The organism is Pseudoalteromonas sp. 0303 (assembly GCF_013349995.1).
Classification (GTDB): Bacteria; Pseudomonadota; Gammaproteobacteria; order Enterobacterales; family Alteromonadaceae; genus Pseudoalteromonas.
In genome coordinates, this window is sequence record NZ_JABVXF010000034.1 from 1 (window position 1) to 21545 (window position 21545).

Genomic DNA, 21545 nt, shown 5'->3' on the forward strand with positions numbered 1-21545 from the left:
ATTATGAGCCCGCATATAAGCACGCAGTCTGACAAAATTAACGAAGGGTATTGTGCAATAGGAGGAGTCCATATAAGGCACTTCAGTGCCGAATTCAGACCAGAACAAACACATTCACGGCCAAAGCCATACCTACAAGTACACTTTGCCTAGAACCTCCAGCTGAGGAAGACGCAGCACCAAACACCTCCACCGCGCGGCTGATCGCTGACGGCTGAAAGCTCTTCTTATGATGGGTTTCACTCCGCTCTAGCCAACCTACGCCAGACCTCAAAACTTTACTCTTTCAACTTTCCCCTCGCTAACTTATGTAACCTACCAACCCAATTTACCCTTTGTTGCAATTTTAATCTTGGTTTAGTACCTGAGCTATGTAAAACTATTTGCGTTTTTAAACCACAATCAGGTGACATGAATGTCTCAAATAAAAGCTTGGAAACTTATTAGCCTGTTTTGTTTGGTAAGCTTGCTTATGGGCTGTGAGTCGAAAGAAGAGCAGCTGAAACAAACAATACAACAATCCATAGAAAAAGCTGAAGTTGAATTAAATCAACTCGGTACAGCGCTTGATAATGGCTCTTTGCGTAATGCGACGATACTTAAACAATACGGCAAGGTGCTTGCTGAGCAGCAACCGCAACTTTCTGAGATCGCCCGTGTAATTAGTCTTGATGCGACTCGTGAAGGGGCTATTTATTCAGGTCTTACACAACGCTTAGCTGATGTTAAGTCTACGTATCTAATACCACCATATGAAGATACTCTTCATCAACTTGATCTTATTCGTGATGCTGCCAAACCGTCTTTATTTCAGGATGCGCTGACAGATCCTATCAATATGCTTGCCGATATGTCGCAAGGCTCACTAGCGCGGGTTGGTGCAATTAGTGAAGCTGCTGAAGGTGAAAGTGTTGGTAACCAGTTAGTTGGTAACCCTAACTATGGGCAATGGCAAACAAATAGCAGCGGTACCAGTTTTTGGGTTTGGTACGGTATGTATCGCATGTTGGGCGATGTATTCGACCGAGTTGAATATGGTCGCTGGAGCCGTCATAGAAAGTATAGCTATTACAATGACTATGGCCGTTATCGTTATTCGAGCCCAAAACAGATTAAAGCACAACAAACGGTAGAGACGCGGACTCGACAGTCTTATCAACGCCAAGGTAAACAATTCACTAGTCCGTATGCCACTAAGCGCAGTGGTGCATCTGGATTAAGCCGTAGCAGCTATACGCCGCCACGCACACGCAGTAGCTATGCTTCTAGCAGTAGTTACAGTAGAAGCTCTGGGTCATTACGCAACAGCTCGAGCAGAACATCACGTGGCATTAGCCGCGGTAAGTAGTGAAAAGAATAACCACCGGAGTTACAACACATGTATGAATTTAATGGAATAACAACTTGGTCGTTGCAAGCTTTAGCAATCGACTTTGCAATCATTATCGCTTTATTTGTCAGCCTAAAATTTATCAAAGGCTGGGTATCTAACTTACACGCTAATGATGAAATAACTGAGCGTGACAATTTTGCTTTTGGTATTAGCTTTGCGGCAGGACTTGTGGCACTGGCTATTGTTCTAAGTGGCGTGAGCAGTGGCTCATTTGCACCGACTTTACAACAAGAAGCATTACAAATGCTAGGTTATGGTGTGATGGCGATTGTGCTTATCAAGCTAGGTCACTTCTTCCAAGACAAGGTAGCGCTTCGTAAAGTGAGCCTGCATGACGAAATCGTAAAAGGTAATGCGACTGCTGCACTCATTGATTTTGGCCATGTGGTGAGTGTGGCTATTGTTATTCGCTCAGCTTTATTTTGGGTGGCGACTGAAGGCTGGCATGGTATTCCAATTGTGATCGCAGCTTTTGCCATTGGCAGCATTGCGATGCTACTGATCAGTCAATATAGAGTGCAGTTATTCAAGCGTACTAATCGCAGTGGTGATTGCTTACAGCAAGCGGTTATTGACGGTAACTTAGCAGTAGGTATTCGTTACGCTGGCTTTTTAGTGGGTAGTGCATTGGCATTAACTGCTGCATCAGGTATTGCTCCTTATGCGGCTGACAACATTATTGCTAGTTTAGGTTACTGGGCATTAAGTGCTGCAGTGAGTTTAGTTGCTTTCATTTTACTACACTTAGTGACTATCAAAATCATCCTATCTGGTTGTGATATTTCAGATGAAGTGAACCGCCAGAAGAACGTGGGTGTAGCAGCTATCTCTGCAGCAATCTCATTTGCGATTGGCTCGACTATGGCAACCTTGTTAGGTGCCTAATTAAGTGTCTACTACAACAAGCGCCCCAAGTAGAGCCAATCTACTTGGGCATGATTTCCTATTAATAACTGTTATGGCCGTACTCGCTGGGTGCGGCCTTATTTATGAGTACCTGCTATCTCATTATGCAGGTCGTGTCTTAGGCTCGGTCGAGAGTGCCATTTATGCCATGATCGGCACCATGATTGTCGCTATGGGTATCGGTGCATTTTTAGCACGTTGGTTTAAAGATGCATTTACTGCTTTCGCGTGGCTAGAGAGTATTATTGCCTTGGTCGGCATGGGCTGTATTTTAGCGATAGCGAGTGTTATCGCTGTCAGTTATTCATTGCCGCATATCTTCTCCGAAATTTTTAACTTGCCTGCAGATACCGTACTTAATGGCTATGTATTTGAAAAGCTACAAGAGTGGTCACGTTTCTTACCCTATGTGTTTGGTCTGTTACTCGGGCTATTGATCGGTATGGAGATCCCGCTGATTGCGCGTATTCGCCAGCAAGTTTATGGCCGCTTTTTAGAAAATAATGCGGGAACTATTTACGGGGCGGATTATATCGGTGCCGGTGTCGGTGCTGCTATTTGGGTGAGCATTATGCTTGCTATGCCAATTATGCAAGCAGCAGCTTGGACGGCGTTGTTTAATATTATTGCTGGTCTCGTGTTTTTATGGCGCTATCATCAACATGTTCGCTTCGCTAAGCTACTGCTAGTTTGCCATGTGCTGTTGTTGGTGTTTTTTGCGTTTGTGCTTGTGCTTGGCACCAGCTGGATGAAAAACCTAAGCAATGTTTTATACAAAGATAAAGTTATCTACTCGCAAGCAACTAAGTATCAGCACCTAGTTTTAACTGAGCGTTTGAGCCGCAATCAGCCCAATGCGATTACCGATCTTTACCTCAATGGCCGTTTACAATTCTCAAGTGTGGATGAGCAAATTTATCATTCAATGCTTGTCTATCCTGCTATGTTGGCCTCAAATCGCCATGACAGCGTGTTGATCATCGGTGGCGGTGACGGGCTTGCATTACGTGATGTTCTGAAGTGGCCAGTAGAGCATGTCACTCTGGTTGACTTAGATGGTCAGCTGTTAAACTTATTTGGTAATGATGTTGGCGACTATGATGCGCCAGAGAAAATCAGAACACGTTTAACAGCGCTAAATAAACATTCTATGAGCGATCCCCGGGCTGATATTCGCATTGCAGATGCCTTTTTAGAAGTCGAAGCAATGCTGGCAAAAGGCGAGCGCTTTGACACTATTTTAATTGACCTACCAGACCCTAATCACCCTGATCTCAACAAGATGTACAGTGACTATTTTTACAATCATGTACGTCAGTTATTGGCGCCTGACGGGGCTGTGGCCGTGCAATCAACATCCCCTTATCATGCGAAGAAAGCATTTTTGAGTATTGCTAAAACAATGAAAGCTGCGGGTTTTGGTTATGTTGAGCAATACCAACAAAATATTCCTTCGTTTGGTCAATGGGGTTGGACAATCGCGACTACCGCTGGAAAATCAGCAAGTCAGCGAATTCGTGAAACTAACGAATTACCGGTGCCATCTCGTTGGGTAAGCAAAGAATATTTATTGGCTTCTTTTGTGTTTCCGAATCATTTTTTTGAACAAGTAAACACGATTGAAGTCAATAGATTAGGTTCAGGAACCTTATATGATTATTACCGCCAAGCGTGGCAAGTTGAAACCGAATTGTACAAAAATTGATATTTTATAGTTGACATAATATGTCGGCTATGCAAATCTTAACTCAGACATAATATGTCAAAACGTAAAAAGGTGAGACATGGAATTAAATGAACTATCAATCAAACTGGCTTCTTTTGAAACAGAAGGTGTGAGCTTTGAGTCTTTCTTGATTGCCAACGAAGGTGAGCAAGATGTGTTACAAGTTATCGTCGATGGGAATGATGAGTTACCTATCTTTGTTACTCAAACAGAAGAGCAATTACTGTGTATTAGCTACCTGTTTGCTGAAAACGAAGTACAAGCAGATATGCGTAATGAGTTAAACGAAACGTTACTACGTTTAAATGTACCAATCCCATTAAGCGCATTTGCAAAAATTGATGATAAATACGCTATTTTTGGCGCGTTATCGGTTAATTCATCGTTTGATGATATTACCCATGAGTTGGTAACACTGGCAGACAATGCGATTGATGCACTTGAAGCCGTGACCATTTATTTAAACGATTAATTAGCAATTTCTGGAGTTAAGATTATGAGTATTTTAAAGAAACTATTTACAGCTGTACGTGGTGGCGCTCGTGAAGCAGGACAAGCAATTGTTGATGCAAACGGTATCCGTATCTTTGAACAAGAAATTGCTGATGCACAAAATGCCCTACAACGCGCTAAAAAAAGCCTGACTGAAGTAATGGCAAAAGAGATGCAAACGAAGCGTAAAATTAGCGCACTAGATGCATCAATTGCAGAACATGAAGCGTATGCAGGTCAAGCACTTGAAAAAGGTAACGAAGCTCTTGCATTAGAAATCGCAGAAAAAATCGGTGATTTTGAAGCTGAGAAAGCAGAGCACGAAGAAGTGTTAGCTGGTTTTAGTAACCACATTGTGCAACTAAAGCAGCAAGTTAAAGATGCTGAAAAGTCGATTAAAGAAAACCAACGTCAATTAACGATGGTTAAAACGACAGAGAGTGTGCAGCAAGCAACAATGGCTGTTAATAGCACGCTAAATACTAATAGCTCATCAATGACATCAGCACGTGAGTCTCTAGAGCGTATTAAGCAGCGTCAGCAAGACCGCCAAGACCAGTTAGGTGCGGCTAAGCAATTAGAAGCTGATACTAATGGCGATGATTTAAAAGCGAAAATGGCTGAAGCGGGTATTGGTGATACCAACCCGAAAAGCGCGGATATTCTGGCGCGTATTAAAGCAAAACAAAATAGCTAATCAGTTAACACAAAGACAAAAGGTAACCCACGCACTGGGTTACCTTTTTTGCTTCAACAAGGAGTCAGCCAATGTTTAACTTTTTCAAATCTAAAAAAGCACCAGAGCGTCAGCTTACTGATCCAAGCCAATTACTCGTTGGTGATATGCTGACGGTGATTGATTCGTTTGCTTACCCAAGCTGGTTAAAAGGACAGACACTGCGTGTTATTGATGTGCAAACGTATCAGTATCAACGTAGTGCAGAGTATGAGTTGGTACTCGAAAGCGAATCTGGCCAAGTGGTGTTTTTGCAAATTGAATCAGATGACGGTGAGCAATGGGCAAATTTTGCGATCAAAATCCAACGCGACGATGTTGATGAGATTTTTACCCTTGATGAGTTCGCTCGTATTTTTGATGAAGACGAATTAACGGCAATTAACGTGCAAAATAGTCCGGAGCGTTTTAGTCACTTTTTAGCATCGAGCTACAAGCAATCAGAAGCGCCTTATGTGTGTTATTTCCATAATAAGGACTACCGTGATAAGCCTTTACCTCGTTATGAAGATGAAGGCGGTGAACCGTGTGAAATGATCTGTTTAAGCTCAGATGATGAATCGCATAGTTTAAATATTGAGATTTGGGAAGGCGGTGAAACAGAGGTATCACTTACGTTAACCAGACCAATTAGCGATATTGTTGACTTATTTCCTGGGGATGCCAAGTGAGTGATGCAAAAGCCAAATGGCAGCGTCAGGAGCAAGCCGTTAGAGCCACGCAAATGGCGTTCGATTTAAGCTCTGAAGTGCAAAAATCAATTAAGAAGCAAGCCATTGACCAAGAGCTTACGCCATCAGATATGATCCGTAAGATTTTGGAGCTCGACGTTAAGTCGAAAAAAACCAGACAGCGTTTATCGTTTAACTTAAATGATGAAGAGATTGCTTTATTGGCTGAGCGCTTTGGTGTTGCAGCTGATGATAAGCGTGCTGTGAAGCAGCGCGTGGCTGAATTACTCATTGCACACAGTAAAAAAAGCTAAGGTTTTGCCTTTACTTCTTTAAGCCCTTACACTGAGACTAGATGTTTTAAAGAAGTGGCATAACTGTGGATATTATTTTACTTGCGTATTTAGTTATTTTTGCATTATTTGGTACTGCAGCAAGTTACTTTGTTCGCTACATTTATGCTTACTGGGTGCATAATACAATGCAGGTTAAATACATATATAAGGCCGGGATTTGTATCATCAGCGTGGTGATTGTTTCCGGCCTTATTGCATTGTTTACTTAATCTCGATTGCTTGGCACTGCTGTGAAATACACAGTGATTGTACAGGCAGAACTGGTGAGCAATCGTTAACAGTTAATGCTTGATCAGATGACTTCTCAGCCGCTGTAATTCGCTCTGCAAGTTGCTCTGCTTGCTCTTGTGTATTGTTTAACGTTGAATAAACCACATAGCGACTTGGCCCACCACATGCCCGTTCACCAACTTCTAACACCTTACATTGAAAGCTCGCGGTACAGCTATTATTGCTAACGATATCGTTCAGCTGATCGTTTAAATCACCTAAATCAACGCGCGCAGAACTACCCGACGTTGTTGTTTCGCAACCGCTTAAAGCAATGCTTGCTAACACAGTTGTGGTGATGAAAAGTTTCTTGAAAGTCGATGAACGAACCATTATTGCTTATTCCTTAGTATACACTTGCCGCTGAGCCTTCGATTCTAACACAAGTATTCTCAGAACACTGCGCACCTGGTGCGGTTAGATGCTGACAAATACTCATCATGTCGTTTGCTGCGTTAAATTGCTTTTCAAGGGCGGTGATATCTTTTGCAAGTTTTTCAACCTCAGCCGTGTCAGCTGTTTTGGTTGAATAAACAATGAAGCTACTTGGGCCGCCACAGGCACGATTACCAACAGGTAATACTTTACATTGGGTGCTGTTGTCACAGCTTGGATCATCGATTAATTGTTTAAGTTGCTCATGGGCAGAGCTAATAGTGGCTTTATCTGGGGCTGCTTTGGTCACTTCCTCAGCGTTTTTTATTTCAACGGCTTTTGGTGCCTCGACAAGTTTATTGCTGGTTGCCGTTGATTCGGCTTGCTCATTAGTTGCAGCGTCCGAGCACGCAGTTAATAACACAGGAAATAAAATTGCCAATAGTGGATAGCGCATAACATACCTAAAAATCGTTGAATAAGTACTCACTATCATACACATTGCTCAAAGTGGAGCAATAAAAACGTTAGCTTTCAGTAAGTAGCTCTGTATTCACAGAGCTACAGTAAGATAAAAGTTTTACACCTATCTGCAATAAATAGGTATTACAAACCACCTTGGGTTAGTTTGGCAGGGTTCAGTAACTCGCTCAGTTCTTCGCGCGAAATATCCGTATGCTCAGCAGCAACATCAATAATAGGACGACCTTCTTTATAAGCTAATTTGGCAATTTTTGCGGCTTTGCTATAGCCGATCACCGGATTAAGTGCAGTAACCAGAATTGGGTTTTTAGCGAGCGCTTTATCAACATTGCTTTGGTTTACTTTAAAGCTGGCAATCGCTTTATCTGCCAGTGCTTCACTGCTATTTGCTAACAGTTCGATACTTTGCAAAATGTTTAAGGCAATCACTGGCAGCATTACATTGAGCTCAAAGTTACCCGCTTGACCAGCCACTGTAATGGTCGCGTCATTGCCAATTACTTGTGCGCTGACCATAGCGGCCGCTTCAGGGATCACAGGGTTTACTTTACCCGGCATAATTGATGAGCCCGGTTGTAAAGCCTCAAGCTCAATTTCTCCAAGCCCTGCAAGAGGGCCTGAGTTCATCCAGCGTAAGTCATTGGCTATTTTCATTTGTGCTACAGCAAGTACCTTTAGCTGGCCTGACAGCGCAACAATGGCGTCTTGTGAGCCGATGTTATAAAAGAAGTTTTTACTTGGGCTAAAGCGAATACCTACATTCTCACTCAAGTGTTGGCAAAACTCACCGGCAAACGCTGGATCGGCATTTATGCCGGTACCAACTGCTGTGCCACCTTGTGCAAGTTCACAAACTCGCTCAAGAGCTTGGCGAATGCCTGCCATTGCATGATCCACTTGTAACTGCCATGCCGCCAGTGTTTGTGCAAAACTCACAGGCATTGCATCCATTAAATGAGTGCGACCGGTTTTAACAATATGGCCTACTTCGGCTTGTTTGCTTTGTAGGCTTTGACTGAGTTTATCGAGTTTAGGAAACAGCTCATAAATGATGTTAATAGCGCTACTTACAGCAATCGCAGTGGGGATCACATCATTTGAGCTTTGTCCCATGTTCACATCATCGTTGGGGTGAATGGTTTCTCCTGCAAATTGGCTCGCCAGCGTTGCAATGACTTCATTGGCATTCATATTTGAGCTAGTGCCAGAGCCTGTCTGAAATACATCAACAGGAAACTCTGAAAAATGCTTACCATCGATGACCTCTTGGCATGCTTGCTCAATGGCTTTGGCTTTACCTTGGCTCAAATGGCCTAAAGCAGCATTACTTTGCGCGGCAGCTTGCTTAATGTAGGCGAGGGCGGTGATAAATTGCTTAGGCATGGCTAAGCCACTAATTTGAAAATTGTTGATAGCGCGTTGCGTTTGAGCTTGATACAAAGCATTGGCAGGGACTTGTAGCTCACCCATGCTATCTGATTCGGTTCTAAATTGGCTCATAAACACTCCTAAATCGGGTTAAATTCTTGGCTGAGAAGGCACGCTTCTCGCTCCAAACTGAAATACTTTTCAATACAGTTATGAGTTTTGTAGTAACGCTTTAGCGCAAGTTGCGGTTTATAAAGCTGAGCTAAACATTGTTTACGAATTGCATTATGCACTAATGAATCACACATCTTTTCAAGTAGTTCATGAAAGGTACGTCTTAGATACAGCTCTTGCAAAATAAAGTTGTGATGCTTTTCGTAATAGCGTGAAATGTTTAAACCCGCTTCAACATAGTTAGCAACAAGTGCAGGGGCATGTAGCCCAGGTCTTTGGCAAACACATTTCATTTGCCGCTGATAATGGAGCATAGCATTGTGAGAGTGCATAGAAAAACCGATTAACTGTAATGATAATTGTTATCATTACAGTTAATCGGTTTTAGTGCAAGTCTTATATAATGAAGCTAAGACTGAATGGATTAACTGTGTGTGATTAATTGTAGCCGAGAATAAAAATCTGGTCTGTTTCATGTTTTTTCGGCGCCTGTACATTTTCTTTGTTACATTGAGAAAGAAGATCGATCACGGTTGCTCTGTCGTCACAACTTGTTAAGGCGGCTTTTTCGCTTTCAGCACGTTCGCTGGCTGCAAGTGCTGCATCTACAGCGGTGTAGGGTGAGATATACATAATATTGCTCCTATTGATTAATTCACTTAAGAAATAGCATAAGCTGTACCAATATTGATCAATAAATTTAACTTGTTGAAAATAATGGTTTTATGTTTTTAACTAATAAATTCACCGCGACTTTATTATTTATTTTTGCTTTACTGTTGTGCACTAATTACCAAACATGGTGCACTAATTTGTATGGATAAACCCTTCTCTCAAGCCTGTGAAAACAATAAATTACCTATTTTAAACGTATTAGCAGAGTTCTTTTCTGATGTGACGGATGTATTAGAAGTCGGCTCAGGTACTGGGCAACATAGTGTGCATTTTGCAACGCATTTAGCACATTTGCAGTGGCATTGTAGTGATCGCGAGGTTAATCACCCGGGGATTTTACAATGGCATCAAGAAGCTGCATTAACTAACTTGCATGCGCCACTGACACTCGACCTTAATGATCCTTGGCCGGTTGAAACTGTGAATGCCATTTTTACGGCGAATACAATGCACATTATTAGCTGGCCACTGGTGGAGCGCTTTTTCCAAGGTGTAGCAAAGCATTTAGCGTCTAAAGGTAAATTGTGTATTTATGGACCATTTAAATATCAAGGTAAGTTTACCAGTGCTAGTAATGCTGAATTCGATGCTTTTTTAAAACAGCAAGATGCACATAGTGCAATCCGTGATTTTGAAGCGATTTGCCAACTTGCAGAGCAAGCTGGCTTAACCTTGGTTGAAGATGTGCAAATGCCAGCGAATAACCAATTATTGCTGTTTAAAAGGCAGTAAGCTTTCGCAATGGGCTTTATAGAGCGCCATATGTTGGCGTTCTCTAGTTATAAAATCGCTAATGGCAGCTGCAAAATCACCGTGCTGAATATGATGCAGTGAATAGGTAGATACGGGCTTAAAACCGCGACTTATTTTATGCTCACCTTGTGCGCCAGAATGGAACTGTTTAAGTTTGTTGGCAATGCAGTATTCAATGCCTTGGTAATAGCAAAGCTCAAAGTGCAAACTATCAAGCTCATAATTTGTTCCCCAGTATCGACCGTATAAACAGTTCTGATCTTTAAAACTGAGTGTGGCGGCAATCACTTCTCCTTGATACTTAGCGAACATTAACACCAGTTTGTCGGCCATGCTTTGCTGTAATAACTCAAAAAAGGCGGTATTCAAATAACCATTGTGGCCTGAGCGCTTCAAATAGGTTTGGCGGTAAAAATGACTAAATTTCTGCATATGCTGTTTGTTGATGTCAGAACCTTCGAGCCATTCTATGGTTATCTGTTGTTCAGCTATTTTAGCGCGTTCTTTTTTGAGCGATTTACGTTTTCTTGCGGTGAGTGAAGCTAAAAAGTCCTCAAAGTCATTATAGCCTTCATTAAACCACTGAAACTGCACGCCATGACGTTGCATTACGGTGTCGCTAGTTAATGCTGTCGCTTGTTGCTGGAGGCAAAAATTTATATGCCAACCTGACCAGTCTAATTGCGCTGCCGTTGCTGTGAGTATGTGCTGAATATACGCATAGACTTCAGCGGGCTTATTGTGATTTATACTAATTCGTTGCCCTGCAATAGGTGTGAAGGGTACGCCACACAGCCATTTAGGATAATACTCTAGGCCATGTTGTTGATAGGCCTCAGCCCAAGCCCAGTCAAATACATATTCACCATAAGAGTGGTGTTTTAGGTACCCGGGTAGTAAGGCTATGACCTGCTCTTGCTGGTAAATTGCTAGGTGCATGGGTTGCCAGCCCGACTCTTCACTCACACAGCCTGCTTGTTCTAAAGCAGCTAAAAAAGCGTGATCGGTAAAGGGCGTATCATCAAAAAATGATTGCCAAAGAGCGGCATCAATCTCGCTTATTTGATAAAACCAGCGGTGGCTAAACTCACTCATTGTGCTGCCGATTCAATATCTTTGATAAAACCGTTGATATGCATAGCAAGCATATCGAAATAAGGGTTAAACGTGAGTCGTGCAAAGGGTTTGTGCGCTTGTAAATTTTCGGCTGTTCGTTCACCCATCACAACGTCTTTTTGGTATTTGCAGGCTGTATAAAGCGTGTCGTCATCTAAGTAGCTGCCGCAATTGCGATACAATGCTGTGCGACCGTAGTAAGGGTTGCTGGGTTTATTAACAATACCAATATGTGACATTCCTTTGATTTTTTTACAGTCATCGGTGTTGCAGTCATCACGAATTATTTGGTAATCAGCTGGAAAGCTGGCGGGAATATTATCGTCATCACCATAGTATACAAGCCGATCAAGCTGGTTATTCTTGCGTGTTTTTGGGTCGTGTAGCTTAGTTAAAATTTTAAAGGTCGCTTGGTTATCTATTGTGGTGTCAACATCACTAAAGGTGCTAAATATCGCTACATTAGGGAGTTGGCGATGACGTAGTTCATCAAGGCTAATACGACTCATTGCTTCGTGACTAGCTGAGGCTGCACTAAATGGAAACGACTCATATTTGGCAAAATCAAGGTCCGCGTCTTTATCAATCCAATTCACAAATGGAATCGCATCAACCCATTTCGCTAGCCAACCGTTTTTATTGTGTGGCTCGCTTGCGGGTGAAAACAACATAGCAGCAGTAATCTTATTATCGACCGGGCCTTGAGTTAAGTAATCAATAACCAGTGCAGCACCCGTTGAGTAGCCCCCTAATATCACCTGATCAAAATCTTTTAATGTGCGCTCAATGGCATACACGCTAGCCTTTTGCCAATCATCGGCATCGATGTCTCTAAGTGCAGCAGGAGCGGTACCATGCCCAGGTAGTAAAATTGTGCGTACCGTATACCCTTGTTGATAATACACTTGTGCAAGGTCGTGATAGGTAAAGGGTGAGTCGGTTAAACCGTGGATCAAGAGCACGGCTTTACGGCTATTGGCCTGTTTAAGTTCAAATGGGCTTATTAAATCGGCAACAGTCGCGTTAGCTGGTCGAGCGCCTTGTGCAACAAGCTGCTGATAGGTATCTGTGTAAACAGGGCATGGCAAACTAGCACGCGGGTTTTCGCTACTAATTTGCAGGTAAGCAGCGGTTAAATAGTCACTAAATGCTTGCTCGATATTATAGCTAAAGGTGCTATGGGTGCGTGGTAATGGCTCTCTAAACAGTCCTTCGCGCTTACTTTTCATCATCAGTTCTTGGTCTTCAAGCTGAGTAAGGCAGGTTTGTTGTTGCGCCATTAATGAGCTGCTAAAGAGCCCACTGATGGCCCAAGAGATAGCAACTAAGTTGATGAATTTCATATTTTAAGCATCCTTTTAAAGCCTGTTTTTAGCTTATCGAGTTATGTTTTATTTGCAAGCAAGGTGCGTCAAGCGAGCGGTAAATGACGCTTAGTGAACGCTTGTTTTAAGACCACTGTCGATTCGATGTTAGCAATACAATCAATACTACCTAATTTATGTTTCACAAAGCTTTCATAGCTTTCTAAATCAGCGGCAACGATCTTCAGCAGGTAATCATAACTGCCTGAAATAACAGAACACTCAAGTACATGGTCAAGCTTCTCAACCTGCTGTTCAAATTGCTCAGCAGCGGCAACAGAGTTTTGGTTTAAGCGAACAAAGGCATACACAGATACATTTAACTCAACGGCTTTAGGATTGATGGCAGCATGATAACCGCTGATCACATTTGCTGATTCGAGTTTTTTAATGCGGCGTAGGCAAGGGGTATCGGACAGGCTAACCGAGTGTGCCAGCTCTGAGACAGAAGTTCTCGCATTATCCTGTAAAGCATTAAGTAATTGTTGGTCTTTTTTATCTAATTTCATTTTTATTTGAGTGATTTTCACTAATCTAGATGGATTCTAGTCTATATTTTGGCGATTAGCACTCATTGAACTCTGTTAACATTATCGCAATATAATTATTTTGGAGTGAGCCTGTGACTGAGAACACTAAGGCATTTGATAGCTGGCTTCGCACCCGTTTTGTTGAGATCAACAGCGAATTAGAAAAACTATATTGGCAACAAGACGATAAAGCGAATGTAGAGGGTGTCGGTGAGCACCTTAAACGTCAATTAGAGCAAGAAGGTAATGAGCATATTCGTGCCTTACTGGCAGAGGGCAATACCGATGAAGGCTTTGATAATGCCTTTGACTTATTAGGTAATGTTGGCTTGTATATGGCGGCATGCCGTCGACATGAAATCACTGAGCCTTCTCGTGAAACAAGCTCACCGCTTGTTGAAGCTTCTGCGTTGGCAATGCACATTGGTGCATCTATTGGTGTAACCCCGCGTTTTGCAACGGCGCATTTAACCACCCACAACAAAGCGGTTGATGGTTTGTATAAGCGTTTTACTGACCTTGAAGATGAGAAAATCTTTATCGATTACAATACCAAGGGCATTTTAGCGTATAAGCGCGCGGCAGATGCTTTATTAAAAATTCAGCCGTTAGGGATATCACACCCTATCGCGGCAGATTTACTCGCAGTAGCAAAACAAGCATTGCTTGATGTGATTGAGTCGAACAATACGTTATACAACAAGCTCGATACAGACCGCTTTTTCTATTGTGTACGCCCGTATTACAAGCCGTATCGAGTAGGTAAAGAAGTATATCGTGGCGCGAATGCTGGTGATTTTGCGGGCATTAATGTTATTGATTTATTGCTTGGTCTTTGTTTTGCTAATGAACCTAGTTACTCGCAAATGCTGGTGGATAAATTCTTGTATATGATGCCTGAAGATCAGCAGATCCTGCGTGAAAGCATGCGTATGACAAGCATTATGGATGACTTTTTAGCGGCAGAAGCTGAGCGCGATAGCGAATGGTTACAAACTAACTTAAAGCTGTTCATTCAAGTGTGTAAACTGCATGGTGATACTGCCATTGGCCACCATAATCAGTTGGTCAGTAAATACATAGCGCAGCCTTCACAGCAAATGCAGCAACAACATATGGATAAAGTCACAGCCAGTGGGCCGCCTTTGCATGTGTTACTTAACTCACTAGAGCAGTTACGTGATCGCCGTGCGGCAGCAAAAAGGGACGATATTCGAACTCGGTTTGATGATTTAACTAAGTTAAAACAGTGGATTAAGTAATGAACAAAAACGATTTCGTAATTCCACAAGGCAGCTATTTGCTTAATCATTCTGTGGGGCGACCCTTAAAATCTGCTGAGCAGCATTTTCATCAGCAGTTTTTTGCCGCTTGGCAAAATGAAAATACAGAACCATGGCAACAGTGGTTGCAAGGTGTTGAGGCATTTACGAGTAGTCTCGCTAAATTATTTAACTCGCAAAGTGAGTTATTTTGTCCACAAGTTAACTTATCGAGTGGTTTAACCAAGCTGTTGATGTCGCACCCACGACTGCAACAAGAAAATTGCAAAGTGTTAATGGCAGAAAGTGACTTTCCAAGCATGGGTTTTGCGATGCAAAAAGCCCTACCTGAAAGTGCTGAAATCGTGTTTATTGGTAAGCATGAAGATTTAACTGATGCGCAGGTTTGGCAGTCATATTTAGCAAATAATGATATTGATTTAGTCTTTATAAGCCATGTTTATTCAAATACGGGTCAGCAAGCGCCTATTAACGAAATTATCAATATCGCAAAGCAACACAACACATTGAGCTTACTTGATGTTGCGCAGTCTGCGGGTATTTTAGAGGTCGACTTAACTAAGCTTGATGCCGATTTTATGTTGGGCTCGAGTGTAAAATGGTTATGTGGTGGACCGGGTGCTGCTTATTTATGGGTTAACAGCAAGCAGCTATCACTTTGTCAGCCACAAGATGTTGGCTGGTTTTCTCATCAAAATCCGTTTGAGTTTGATATTAAGCACTTTGCTTATCATCAAACCGCGTTACGCTTTTGGGGCGGTACCCCTTCAGTTGCACCTTATATTTTGGCTTCGCATAGTATTAATTACTTTGCTGATCTTGGTATTGAGAAAGTACGCGCTCATAACTTAGCAATGCTCGCTCAGTTTCATGATCAATTAGCTGATTATATGCGCTCACCCATACAGGCTGACAAATGCTCTGGTACGGCTATTATGCATTTTGGCGAGCAACAAGCGGCTGTTAAAGCTGCGCTTATTTCAGCGAACATTGCGGTTGATGAACGTCACTTAGGCTTAAGAGTTTCTGCTCATATTTATAATGATCAGCAGGATATAGATACTTTTATCACGACTGTGAAAAGCGCTTTATAACAAAACGCTTAATTAAGTGTTATTGCGAGTTGGTATTACGTTAAGTGCTTGTCGAGCCTTTGCTTTGACGGAACGCCAGTGCGTCATTGGCTTTTTGGGGACCAGCGCTAAAATTTGCTCAAAGTCGATGTCATCAATACTGACTTCGTTGCTGTGGGCAAACATAATCCGTTTTGGTTGTAGCGCTTTTAGCATCAACAAAGAGCTTAAATACAGCTTTGGGTAAAAAACAGGAAAGGGTGGCACAAGCTGCCCTTTTACTTTTACTAGTAAATCAGCAATGTAAATTCGCTCGCTAGGAATATGATACAGGCTAATATCTCGGTCAGTGTGACCTGGGCTATGTAGTGCTTGCCAATCGTCAAAGCCGGGTAGGGTTGCATCAGTTGCAAGGTAATAATCTGCATCTAGATGGCGGCTGTACCAAAGGTTGTGGCGTTTTTTATTTAACCTACCTGCGACCCACCAAGCTAAAGCGATATCGGTTAAATGCATTAAGAAACCATCAATGCCTCTATACCATTGACCTGGAGCATTCGACGCCGCTATTTTACCGCCACTTAACTTTCTTAGTGCATGCGCTCCACCGGCATGATCTGGGTGCATATGGGTGACTACAATCAGTTTTAAGTCAGTAATGGGGCGCTTTAGTTGTTCGGTAATATAGTCAAATACTGTATCAACATCAGCACGGCAACATCCATCAAGCAGCATCAATTTATCTGGATATTCAACTAAATAGATATTTTGAATATAACCTTCGAGCGTGTGAATGTGCAAAACAATTGACCCCTAAACTAAATCAGCAAATGTTGTTATATCATGTCTGACCAGTTTTAGTAAGTTAAGCTAATTGGATTGCGTGCCTCGCTCTTTGAGCTGCTTTTTGTTTTCTTCTAACTGTGCTACCTGTTTTTCGAGGATGCTGATTTGGCTCTTATAGTAAGCGTTAATACGCTCACTTTGTTTGCTGATAGCATCATCAATAGATGCTGCGCCTAACCTATTTGCGGCATCTTGCGTCATATTATTGAGTTTATCGATGCGCTCACTTTGCTTCTTTTGGAGCTCATTGATTTCTAGTTGAAGGCGCTCTATTTCACGATCGGCTTTTTGAATTTTTAAATAATCTTCAACACTTAAGTCAGCAGGCTTTTGTGGTTTTTGCGGCTGCTCTGTAGCTGGTGTTTTGCTAGATGCTGGTGGCGGTGCAATTTTCACGATTACTGCATCTTTTCCACAAGGTTTCTCCGTAAAGGTGGCAACCCCGTCAATCATGCACTTATAAATAGTGGCTTGACTGTAGGCGCTGGCAAATAGGGCAAGAGTAAAAAATGCAAAACGAAACATAGCATCACTTTGTGTAGCAAATAGATACTTAGCATGCATGAAATATAATGAAGTGTGCAAGTTTTCGGGCATAAAAAAACCGCTTAAAAGCGGTTTTTAATAATAAAATGGTGGAGAAGGAGGGATTCGAACCCTCGATAGAGCTACAAACCCTATACTCCCTTAGCAGGGGAGCGCCTTCGGCCACTCGGCCACCTCTCCAGCGCATAATTCTGATTGTAATTTGCTGAAATTAATCAACAAATAAAAATAAGTGGTGGAGAGATAGGGATTTGAACCCTAGAGGGGCTACAAACCCCTGCCGGTTTTCAAGACCGGTGCATTCGACCACTCTGCCATCTCTCCACATCGTGATGCGAGAATAATACTTAGCTGAATCGGCTGTGTAAATAGGAAAAAGTTTGTTTGCTTGTTTTTTGAGCGTAAAGAGGGAGTTTTTTGTAAAAAGGTTTAATTAATTGCTGTTTTTAACTTAAAAGAAAGGGGTTGGAGCAGTAAACGGAGGAGCTAAAGAAGGATCTTCGTTAGTGGTTGGGTGTTTACTGCACCGATAAAGTAACCATGGTTGGGGATTACTTGTGTTGTACTGCGCCGCCAAGAGCTAACTTTTTGCCGTAGCGATTTAGTTTTGCCAACATTTTTGCTTTGCGGTTTGTTGGTTTTACGGCAACATGAGTTGCAGCGTTTTGGTTTAATGTATTAATTGGGTTCATTACTTTGCTCCGGGTTGTGTTTGGTTGAAAACGTGAGTATTTTGCAATCAAACTGGACAAAAATAAAACGATAAAAATTGAGTCTGTCGGATAACTTTTTCTAATCCAAAAGCCTTTTATTAACATGGGGTTAAGTTTTTGTCTAAGTGATATTTTGCATGCTTATGCAGTTTCTTTAACGCTGAAGTGTAGGTAAATAAAGGTTTTTAGTTTTTGTTATTTTTATTTATGCGTTTTTAGAGTGAGAAAGTGACTAATTATTCAGATTAATATAATTTGAATGAGTGTGGTGTTTTTGCCGTGCAAGAAAAGAAGTAACCGTTGATGTTGATAATAATAAAGCCAAGTGACAAAAAAATCATAAAAACAGTGTTGATTGGCTACTAAAAGAATGTAAAAAAAGACAGATTGAGCCTAAATTGTATTTAACCACAGGCAAGTTTGAGAATGATTGCGCTGATATAGCGCTTTTGGCTAAAAACGAAACTCAAGTTGTGGTGATTGGTGGTGATGGGACGCTTCATGTAGCCGTTAATGCATTAATGTCGAGTCGCTGTTCTATCGCGTTAATTCCGGCTGGCACAGGGAATGATTTTGCTCGTGGCTTTGCGTGTAAACAACAAGCTTGGTATGACGCTGTTTTTAATAGCCGTACAGAGTTAATCGATATTGGGCAAATCAATCAACGCTATTTTATTAATGTGGCGGGAATAGGTTTTGACGCTGAAGTCGTGACTCAACTAAATAAAGCCGGAAGTTTTAGCTCGTTTGGCTACACTTGGCAGGGCATCAAGCAGCTATTTTCATTTAAGGCACAGTCACTTCAGGGTGAGTTTAATGGTAAAGCACTCAGCTACAGTAATTTAGCGACGATTTTTGCTAATCATCATTACTTTGGTGGTGGCTTAAAGATTGCCCCTCGGGCAAAGTTAAATGATGGTCAGCTTGATTGCTACTGCATGCCAGCTGGCGGTTTGTTGAAAAACCTGATCAGCTTTTTGTATTTACTGCTCGTAAAGCATCATGGTTTGCAAGCGCTAGAATATACCCAGTTAACAACTGCAGAGGTCACCACGAAAGGGTTGGCTATAGAAGCCGATGGTGAGCTTGTTGGTTTTACTCCGGCTAAGATTAAGATTCACAAACAAGCACTTCGTTTTCATATGCCATAAAAAAGCGCCGGCAAATTTGCCGGCGCTTGGTGTTAGAGGCGACATAGTCACTTCTAACTGGGGACGGAGCTTTTTTGCTGTAGGTTACGTGCAGCAAAAAATGCTTTAATTTGTCGAGTAGGAGTCAGCACGATAGCATTACCGAATAACACCAAGCTAAATCCCATAAAGGTATTCGCTTGCCATTCAAATCCTTCAAATAAAGTACTTAACACCACTGCAACCAGTGGGAATAACACGATCACATAGCTTGCGCGCTCAGGGCCGATGTTTTTAAGTAGCGCGAAGTAACAAGCAAATGCGATTACGGTGCCAAACACTGCTAAGTAGAAAAGCGATACCCAATAGCTACTTGGGGCGTTCAACGTGAGCTCAACGTCGCTTACTAAAACATAAGCAGCTAGACCTAAAGCGCTGTATAACATACCCCAGGCATTGCCTTGAAGTACGCCAATGTTACGTTGTGAATTTCGAACACTGACCATATTCCCCAATGAAGCCACAAAGGTTCCAGATAGCGCAAGTAGTAACCCGACCAACGCACCGTTACTCAAGTCGAATTGCTGAATTTTTGGCCAAAATAAGCTGGCAATACCCATTACGCCAAGTAGAGCCCCAAAGTAAATTCGTTTCGCAATTGGCTTTGCGAAGAACAAGCGGGTGTTAATAATGTTCATCAATAGCAACATCGAAAACGCTATTGAGGCCATTGCTGAGGTGAGATAGTTCTGCGCCCAATACAGCACTAAATAATTTAAACCAAAGTTAAATAAGGCTAATAAAGCAAAAAATCCGTGATCACGCAGTGAATAATGCATAGGTAGCTTTTTCATGAGCACAAAGGCCCACATTAAAATAGCTGCAATGGCAAAGCGGTAAAATAAAGAGACCTCAACAGCGACATCACCTAGTTGAAACTCAATAGCTAGCCAAGTCGATCCCCAGATCAGTACTGTAGCAAGGTAGAGAGCGGCGCTTTTCATAGTTAGTACCCAAAAATTGAAAGTATGTTCATTTTAATCCTCTTCTGTATACTTAACATATACAGAAAACTAGAAATGCAACCTATACAGTTTGGTGGGCTATGTCACAAGTTATCAGTCGTAGTAACAGTGAGTTCTTATATCAACAAGTTATTCAGCTAGTTAGAGATCTTTGCTTGCAAGGCTCGTTATTACCGGGTGAAAAGTTACCTTCGCTCAGAAAAATGGCAGACAAGCTCAACATCAGTATTCCTACTGTAAAACAAGCGTATCAATTACTTGAAGGGCAAGGATTGATTGAAGCAAGAGAAAAGTCAGGGTACTTTTTAAAGTCTTCACAGTTAAATCAGTCACGACCAAAGCGAGTTAGGCTCAGTCGAGAGCCGACCACAGTCAATAAGCAAGGCTTGATTGAGCAAGTCTACAGCGCTATCCATAAAGCTAATGTGGTGCCATTTGGTATCGCCAACCCTGTAGCCGCTGCACCGACAGATAAAGCACTGGCACGAACAATGCGCCGAGTAATGACATTAGCGGGCGCATCGGCAATTAATTACGGGCCGATGGATGGCTTTGCACCACTTAAAAAACAACTCATTCATCGCTATCTGGATTTTGGCATTGGGGTTGATAGCGATGAATTAGTGATCACCAATGGTGCTCAAGAGGCATTGGCGATTGCCCTTAAGTGTGTCGCTAAACCCGGTGATGTTATTGCTATCGAGTCGCCTTGTTATTTTGGCATTATCGAATTAATTGAAAGCTTAGGTTTAAAGGCACTGGAAATACCGCTGTGTCCTGATGAAGGAATATGGCTAGATGACTTGGCTCAAGCACTCGATGAACATGATATAAAAGCCTGTGTGTTTTCAACCTCATTAAATAACCCAGTTGGCAGTTTTATGCCTGATGCCAAGCGTGAGCAATTAGTGGCACTTTTAGAGCAGCGTGACGTGGTGCTTATTGAGGATGATGTTTATGGCGACTTACATTTTACAGCTAAGCGTGCCACTCCTGCGCAAGCTTATTCAAAAAAGGGCTTAGTGATCACCTGCGCGTCGTTTTCAAAAACAGCTGCTCCCAGTTATCGCATAGGTTGGATCATTGCCGGTAAGTTTGCTGAACAAGCAAGACGACACAAACGCGCGCTTAGTTGCTCCGCGCCACTTATAAACCAGTGGACCTTGTATGAGTTTATAGCTAGCGGTGAGTACGACCGTAACATTCGTTTGCTTAGACAGCGCTTAAGTACCAACAAAGAGCGTATGATTTGGTGCCTGCAGCAATATATGCCAAGTTGTGCGCGTATAAGTAACCCGCAAGGGGGCTGTGTTATCTGGGTTGACCTTGGTAGCCAATATGATGCGGTAAAGTTATTCCATTTGGCACTTGAGGCGGGGATCAGTATTACTCCAGGGTTGATATTCTCAGCGGGTAAAAAATACCGTAGCTGTTTTCGTTTAAGTTATGGCTTGCCTTGGTCTGAAAACTTAGAGCAGGCGATTAAAACGTTATCGCAGCTGACTGTGCTGGCCAAAAAATAAAAAAGCGCAGAGCAAGCT

The 21545-nt window shown here is 42.2% G+C and carries 25 protein-coding genes and 2 tRNA genes; 13 read left to right on the forward strand and 14 right to left on the reverse strand.

Translation table 11 applies throughout. The features are described from left to right. Nucleotides 1-415 precede the first annotated feature (415 nt). The 8 genes from HUS62_RS17880 (at nucleotide 416) to HUS62_RS17915 (ending at nucleotide 6489) form a co-directional block, all read left to right on the forward strand. On the forward strand, nucleotides 416-1348 hold the full coding sequence (locus HUS62_RS17880) for a hypothetical protein (RefSeq protein WP_062566278.1): 933 nt from the start codon (nucleotides 416-418) through the stop codon (nucleotides 1346-1348). A 30-nt stretch (nucleotides 1349-1378) separates the two neighbouring features. Then, on the forward strand, nucleotides 1379-2278 hold the full coding sequence (locus HUS62_RS17885; protein WP_175080663.1) for a DUF350 domain-containing protein: 900 nt from the start codon (nucleotides 1379-1381) through the stop codon (nucleotides 2276-2278). A 73-nt stretch (nucleotides 2279-2351) separates the two neighbouring features. Beyond that, nucleotides 2352-4004 (forward strand): polyamine aminopropyltransferase, encoded by a 1653-nt coding sequence (locus HUS62_RS17890; RefSeq protein ID WP_404936076.1) that lies wholly within the window; start codon nucleotides 2352-2354, stop codon nucleotides 4002-4004. Between the two features lie 79 nt (nucleotides 4005-4083). Next, nucleotides 4084-4497: a YjfI family protein gene (locus tag HUS62_RS17895; protein ID WP_054563728.1), complete on the forward strand. Its 414-nt coding sequence runs from the start codon at nucleotides 4084-4086 to the stop codon at nucleotides 4495-4497. Between the two features lie 24 nt (nucleotides 4498-4521). Beyond that, entirely contained in the window at nucleotides 4522-5214 is a 693-nt protein-coding gene (locus tag HUS62_RS17900; RefSeq protein WP_054563727.1) for a PspA/IM30 family protein, read from the forward strand. A 71-nt stretch (nucleotides 5215-5285) separates the two neighbouring features. Beyond that, a complete protein-coding gene (locus tag HUS62_RS17905) occupies nucleotides 5286-5924 on the forward strand; it encodes a hypothetical protein (protein ID WP_175080665.1) in 639 nt (212 codons plus the stop codon). After that, nucleotides 5921-6238: a hypothetical protein gene (locus HUS62_RS17910; protein WP_063700569.1), complete on the forward strand. Its 318-nt coding sequence runs from the start codon at nucleotides 5921-5923 to the stop codon at nucleotides 6236-6238. The genes HUS62_RS17905 and HUS62_RS17910 overlap by 4 nt, the downstream gene beginning before the upstream one ends. Nucleotides 6239-6303: 65 nt before the next feature. Then, nucleotides 6304-6489 carry a hypothetical protein gene (locus tag HUS62_RS17915; protein ID WP_054554683.1) on the forward strand — a complete coding sequence of 62 codons (186 nt, stop codon included), beginning with the start codon at nucleotides 6304-6306 and terminating at the stop codon, nucleotides 6487-6489. Here HUS62_RS17915 and HUS62_RS17920 read toward each other — a convergent pair. From HUS62_RS17920 to HUS62_RS17940, 5 genes are all read right to left on the reverse strand, one after another. Beyond that, on the reverse strand, nucleotides 6482-6883 hold the full coding sequence (locus HUS62_RS17920) for a hypothetical protein (protein ID WP_058585357.1): 402 nt from the start codon (nucleotides 6881-6883) through the stop codon (nucleotides 6482-6484). The two genes, HUS62_RS17915 and HUS62_RS17920, sit on opposite strands and share 8 nt — an antisense overlap. A gap of 13 nt (nucleotides 6884-6896) precedes the next feature. Further along, nucleotides 6897-7382, reverse strand: a complete 486-nt coding sequence (locus tag HUS62_RS17925; RefSeq protein ID WP_175080666.1) for a hypothetical protein — start codon at nucleotides 7380-7382, stop codon at nucleotides 6897-6899. Nucleotides 7383-7531: 149 nt separating this feature from the next. Further along, on the reverse strand, nucleotides 7532-8908 hold the full coding sequence (locus tag HUS62_RS17930) for an aspartate ammonia-lyase (RefSeq protein WP_175080667.1): 1377 nt from the start codon (nucleotides 8906-8908) through the stop codon (nucleotides 7532-7534). Nucleotides 8909-8916: 8 nt separating this feature from the next. Continuing rightward, complete coding sequence (locus HUS62_RS17935) at nucleotides 8917-9243, reverse strand: hypothetical protein (protein ID WP_175080668.1); 327 nt, start codon at nucleotides 9241-9243, stop codon at nucleotides 8917-8919. Nucleotides 9244-9388: 145 nt separating this feature from the next. After that, the gene (locus tag HUS62_RS17940) at nucleotides 9389-9583 is read right to left on the reverse strand and encodes a hypothetical protein (RefSeq protein WP_054554610.1); all 195 of its coding nucleotides are present in this window, start codon (nucleotides 9581-9583) and stop codon (nucleotides 9389-9391) included. Nucleotides 9584-9766: 183 nt separating this feature from the next. On the opposite strand from HUS62_RS17940, the gene HUS62_RS17945 reads away from it, so the two are divergent. After that, nucleotides 9767-10357: a DUF938 domain-containing protein gene (locus HUS62_RS17945; RefSeq protein ID WP_175080669.1), complete on the forward strand. Its 591-nt coding sequence runs from the start codon at nucleotides 9767-9769 to the stop codon at nucleotides 10355-10357. Here HUS62_RS17945 and HUS62_RS17950 read toward each other — a convergent pair. The 3 genes from HUS62_RS17950 to HUS62_RS17960 all read right to left on the reverse strand — a co-directional run bounded on the left by HUS62_RS17950 (nucleotide 10334) and on the right by HUS62_RS17960 (nucleotide 13367). After that, nucleotides 10334-11473, reverse strand: coding sequence for a GNAT family N-acetyltransferase (locus HUS62_RS17950; protein ID WP_175080670.1), 1140 nt, complete (start codon nucleotides 11471-11473; stop codon nucleotides 10334-10336). The genes HUS62_RS17945 and HUS62_RS17950 overlap by 24 nt on opposite strands. Beyond that, on the reverse strand, nucleotides 11470-12837 hold the full coding sequence (locus tag HUS62_RS17955; RefSeq protein WP_175080671.1) for a carboxylesterase: 1368 nt from the start codon (nucleotides 12835-12837) through the stop codon (nucleotides 11470-11472). Before HUS62_RS17955 ends, HUS62_RS17950 begins: the two co-directional genes overlap by 4 nt. A 68-nt stretch (nucleotides 12838-12905) precedes the next feature. Continuing rightward, nucleotides 12906-13367 carry an Lrp/AsnC family transcriptional regulator gene (locus tag HUS62_RS17960; protein ID WP_175080672.1) on the reverse strand — a complete coding sequence of 154 codons (462 nt, stop codon included), beginning with the start codon at nucleotides 13365-13367 and terminating at the stop codon, nucleotides 12906-12908. 113 nt (nucleotides 13368-13480) lie between these two features. Here HUS62_RS17960 and HUS62_RS17965 point away from each other — a divergent pair, with 113 nt between their 5' ends. Together HUS62_RS17965 and HUS62_RS17970 are read left to right on the forward strand one after the other, a co-directional pair. Then, complete coding sequence (locus tag HUS62_RS17965; RefSeq protein WP_054563718.1) at nucleotides 13481-14650, forward strand: monodechloroaminopyrrolnitrin synthase PrnB family protein; 1170 nt, start codon at nucleotides 13481-13483, stop codon at nucleotides 14648-14650. After that, the gene (locus HUS62_RS17970) at nucleotides 14650-15765 is read left to right on the forward strand and encodes an aminotransferase class V-fold PLP-dependent enzyme (protein WP_175080673.1); all 1116 of its coding nucleotides are present in this window, start codon (nucleotides 14650-14652) and stop codon (nucleotides 15763-15765) included. Before HUS62_RS17965 ends, HUS62_RS17970 begins: the two co-directional genes overlap by 1 nt. 12 nt (nucleotides 15766-15777) lie before the next feature. Here HUS62_RS17970 and HUS62_RS17975 read toward each other — a convergent pair whose 3' ends face one another. The 5 genes from HUS62_RS17975 to HUS62_RS17995 all read right to left on the reverse strand — a co-directional run bounded on the left by HUS62_RS17975 (nucleotide 15778) and on the right by HUS62_RS17995 (nucleotide 17828). Continuing rightward, complete coding sequence (locus HUS62_RS17975) at nucleotides 15778-16545, reverse strand: MBL fold metallo-hydrolase (protein WP_175080674.1); 768 nt, start codon at nucleotides 16543-16545, stop codon at nucleotides 15778-15780. 69 nt (nucleotides 16546-16614) lie between these two features. Beyond that, entirely contained in the window at nucleotides 16615-17115 is a 501-nt protein-coding gene (locus HUS62_RS17980) for a DUF4124 domain-containing protein (RefSeq protein WP_175080675.1), read from the reverse strand. A gap of 108 nt (nucleotides 17116-17223) precedes the next feature. Next, nucleotides 17224-17316: transfer RNA gene (locus tag HUS62_RS17985), tRNA-Ser, on the reverse strand. Nucleotides 17317-17369: 53 nt separating this feature from the next. Further along, nucleotides 17370-17460, reverse strand: a tRNA-Ser gene (locus HUS62_RS17990). Between the two features lie 227 nt (nucleotides 17461-17687). Further along, nucleotides 17688-17828, reverse strand: a complete 141-nt coding sequence (locus HUS62_RS17995; RefSeq protein ID WP_166341396.1) for a hypothetical protein — start codon at nucleotides 17826-17828, stop codon at nucleotides 17688-17690. A 407-nt stretch (nucleotides 17829-18235) separates the two neighbouring features. Here HUS62_RS17995 and HUS62_RS18000 point away from each other — a divergent pair, with 407 nt between their 5' ends. Continuing rightward, complete coding sequence (locus HUS62_RS18000; protein ID WP_309473923.1) at nucleotides 18236-19000, forward strand: YegS/Rv2252/BmrU family lipid kinase; 765 nt, start codon at nucleotides 18236-18238, stop codon at nucleotides 18998-19000. A gap of 53 nt (nucleotides 19001-19053) precedes the next feature. Here HUS62_RS18000 and HUS62_RS18005 read toward each other — a convergent pair whose 3' ends face one another. After that, on the reverse strand, nucleotides 19054-19983 hold the full coding sequence (locus HUS62_RS18005; protein ID WP_175080676.1) for a DMT family transporter: 930 nt from the start codon (nucleotides 19981-19983) through the stop codon (nucleotides 19054-19056). Between the two features lie 101 nt (nucleotides 19984-20084). Between HUS62_RS18005 and HUS62_RS18010 the strand changes: the two genes are divergently transcribed. Then, the gene (locus HUS62_RS18010) at nucleotides 20085-21527 is read left to right on the forward strand and encodes a PLP-dependent aminotransferase family protein (protein ID WP_054563711.1); all 1443 of its coding nucleotides are present in this window, start codon (nucleotides 20085-20087) and stop codon (nucleotides 21525-21527) included. Nucleotides 21528-21545 lie beyond the last annotated feature (18 nt).

Coding starts and splice junctions, on each gene's coding strand:
- HUS62_RS17940 (WP_054554610.1), bottom strand. CDS start 9,583: ATGTATATCTCACCCTACACCGCTGTAGATGCAGCACTTGCAGCCAGC.
- HUS62_RS17885 (WP_175080663.1), top strand. CDS start 1,379: ATGTATGAATTTAATGGAATAACAACTTGGTCGTTGCAAGCTTTAGCA.
- HUS62_RS17900 (WP_054563727.1), top strand. CDS start 4,522: ATGAGTATTTTAAAGAAACTATTTACAGCTGTACGTGGTGGCGCTCGT.
- HUS62_RS17950 (WP_175080670.1), bottom strand. CDS start 11,473: ATGAGTGAGTTTAGCCACCGCTGGTTTTATCAAATAAGCGAGATTGAT.
- HUS62_RS17895 (WP_054563728.1), top strand. CDS start 4,084: ATGGAATTAAATGAACTATCAATCAAACTGGCTTCTTTTGAAACAGAA.
- HUS62_RS17920 (WP_058585357.1), bottom strand. CDS start 6,883: ATGGTTCGTTCATCGACTTTCAAGAAACTTTTCATCACCACAACTGTG.
- HUS62_RS17955 (WP_175080671.1), bottom strand. CDS start 12,837: ATGAAATTCATCAACTTAGTTGCTATCTCTTGGGCCATCAGTGGGCTC.
- HUS62_RS17995 (WP_166341396.1), bottom strand. CDS start 17,828: ATGAACCCAATTAATACATTAAACCAAAACGCTGCAACTCATGTTGCC.
- HUS62_RS17980 (WP_175080675.1), bottom strand. CDS start 17,115: ATGTTTCGTTTTGCATTTTTTACTCTTGCCCTATTTGCCAGCGCCTAC.
- HUS62_RS17935 (WP_175080668.1), bottom strand. CDS start 9,243: ATGAAATGTGTTTGCCAAAGACCTGGGCTACATGCCCCTGCACTTGTT.
- HUS62_RS18010 (WP_054563711.1), top strand. CDS start 20,085: ATGTCACAAGTTATCAGTCGTAGTAACAGTGAGTTCTTATATCAACAA.
- HUS62_RS17880 (WP_062566278.1), top strand. CDS start 416: ATGTCTCAAATAAAAGCTTGGAAACTTATTAGCCTGTTTTGTTTGGTA.
- HUS62_RS17970 (WP_175080673.1), top strand. CDS start 14,650: ATGAACAAAAACGATTTCGTAATTCCACAAGGCAGCTATTTGCTTAAT.
- HUS62_RS17890 (WP_404936076.1), top strand. CDS start 2,352: ATGGCCGTACTCGCTGGGTGCGGCCTTATTTATGAGTACCTGCTATCT.
- HUS62_RS17945 (WP_175080669.1), top strand. CDS start 9,767: ATGGATAAACCCTTCTCTCAAGCCTGTGAAAACAATAAATTACCTATT.
- HUS62_RS17960 (WP_175080672.1), bottom strand. CDS start 13,367: ATGAAATTAGATAAAAAAGACCAACAATTACTTAATGCTTTACAGGAT.
- HUS62_RS17925 (WP_175080666.1), bottom strand. CDS start 7,382: ATGCGCTATCCACTATTGGCAATTTTATTTCCTGTGTTATTAACTGCG.
- HUS62_RS17905 (WP_175080665.1), top strand. CDS start 5,286: ATGTTTAACTTTTTCAAATCTAAAAAAGCACCAGAGCGTCAGCTTACT.
- HUS62_RS18005 (WP_175080676.1), bottom strand. CDS start 19,983: ATGAAAAGCGCCGCTCTCTACCTTGCTACAGTACTGATCTGGGGATCG.
- HUS62_RS17930 (WP_175080667.1), bottom strand. CDS start 8,908: ATGAGCCAATTTAGAACCGAATCAGATAGCATGGGTGAGCTACAAGTC.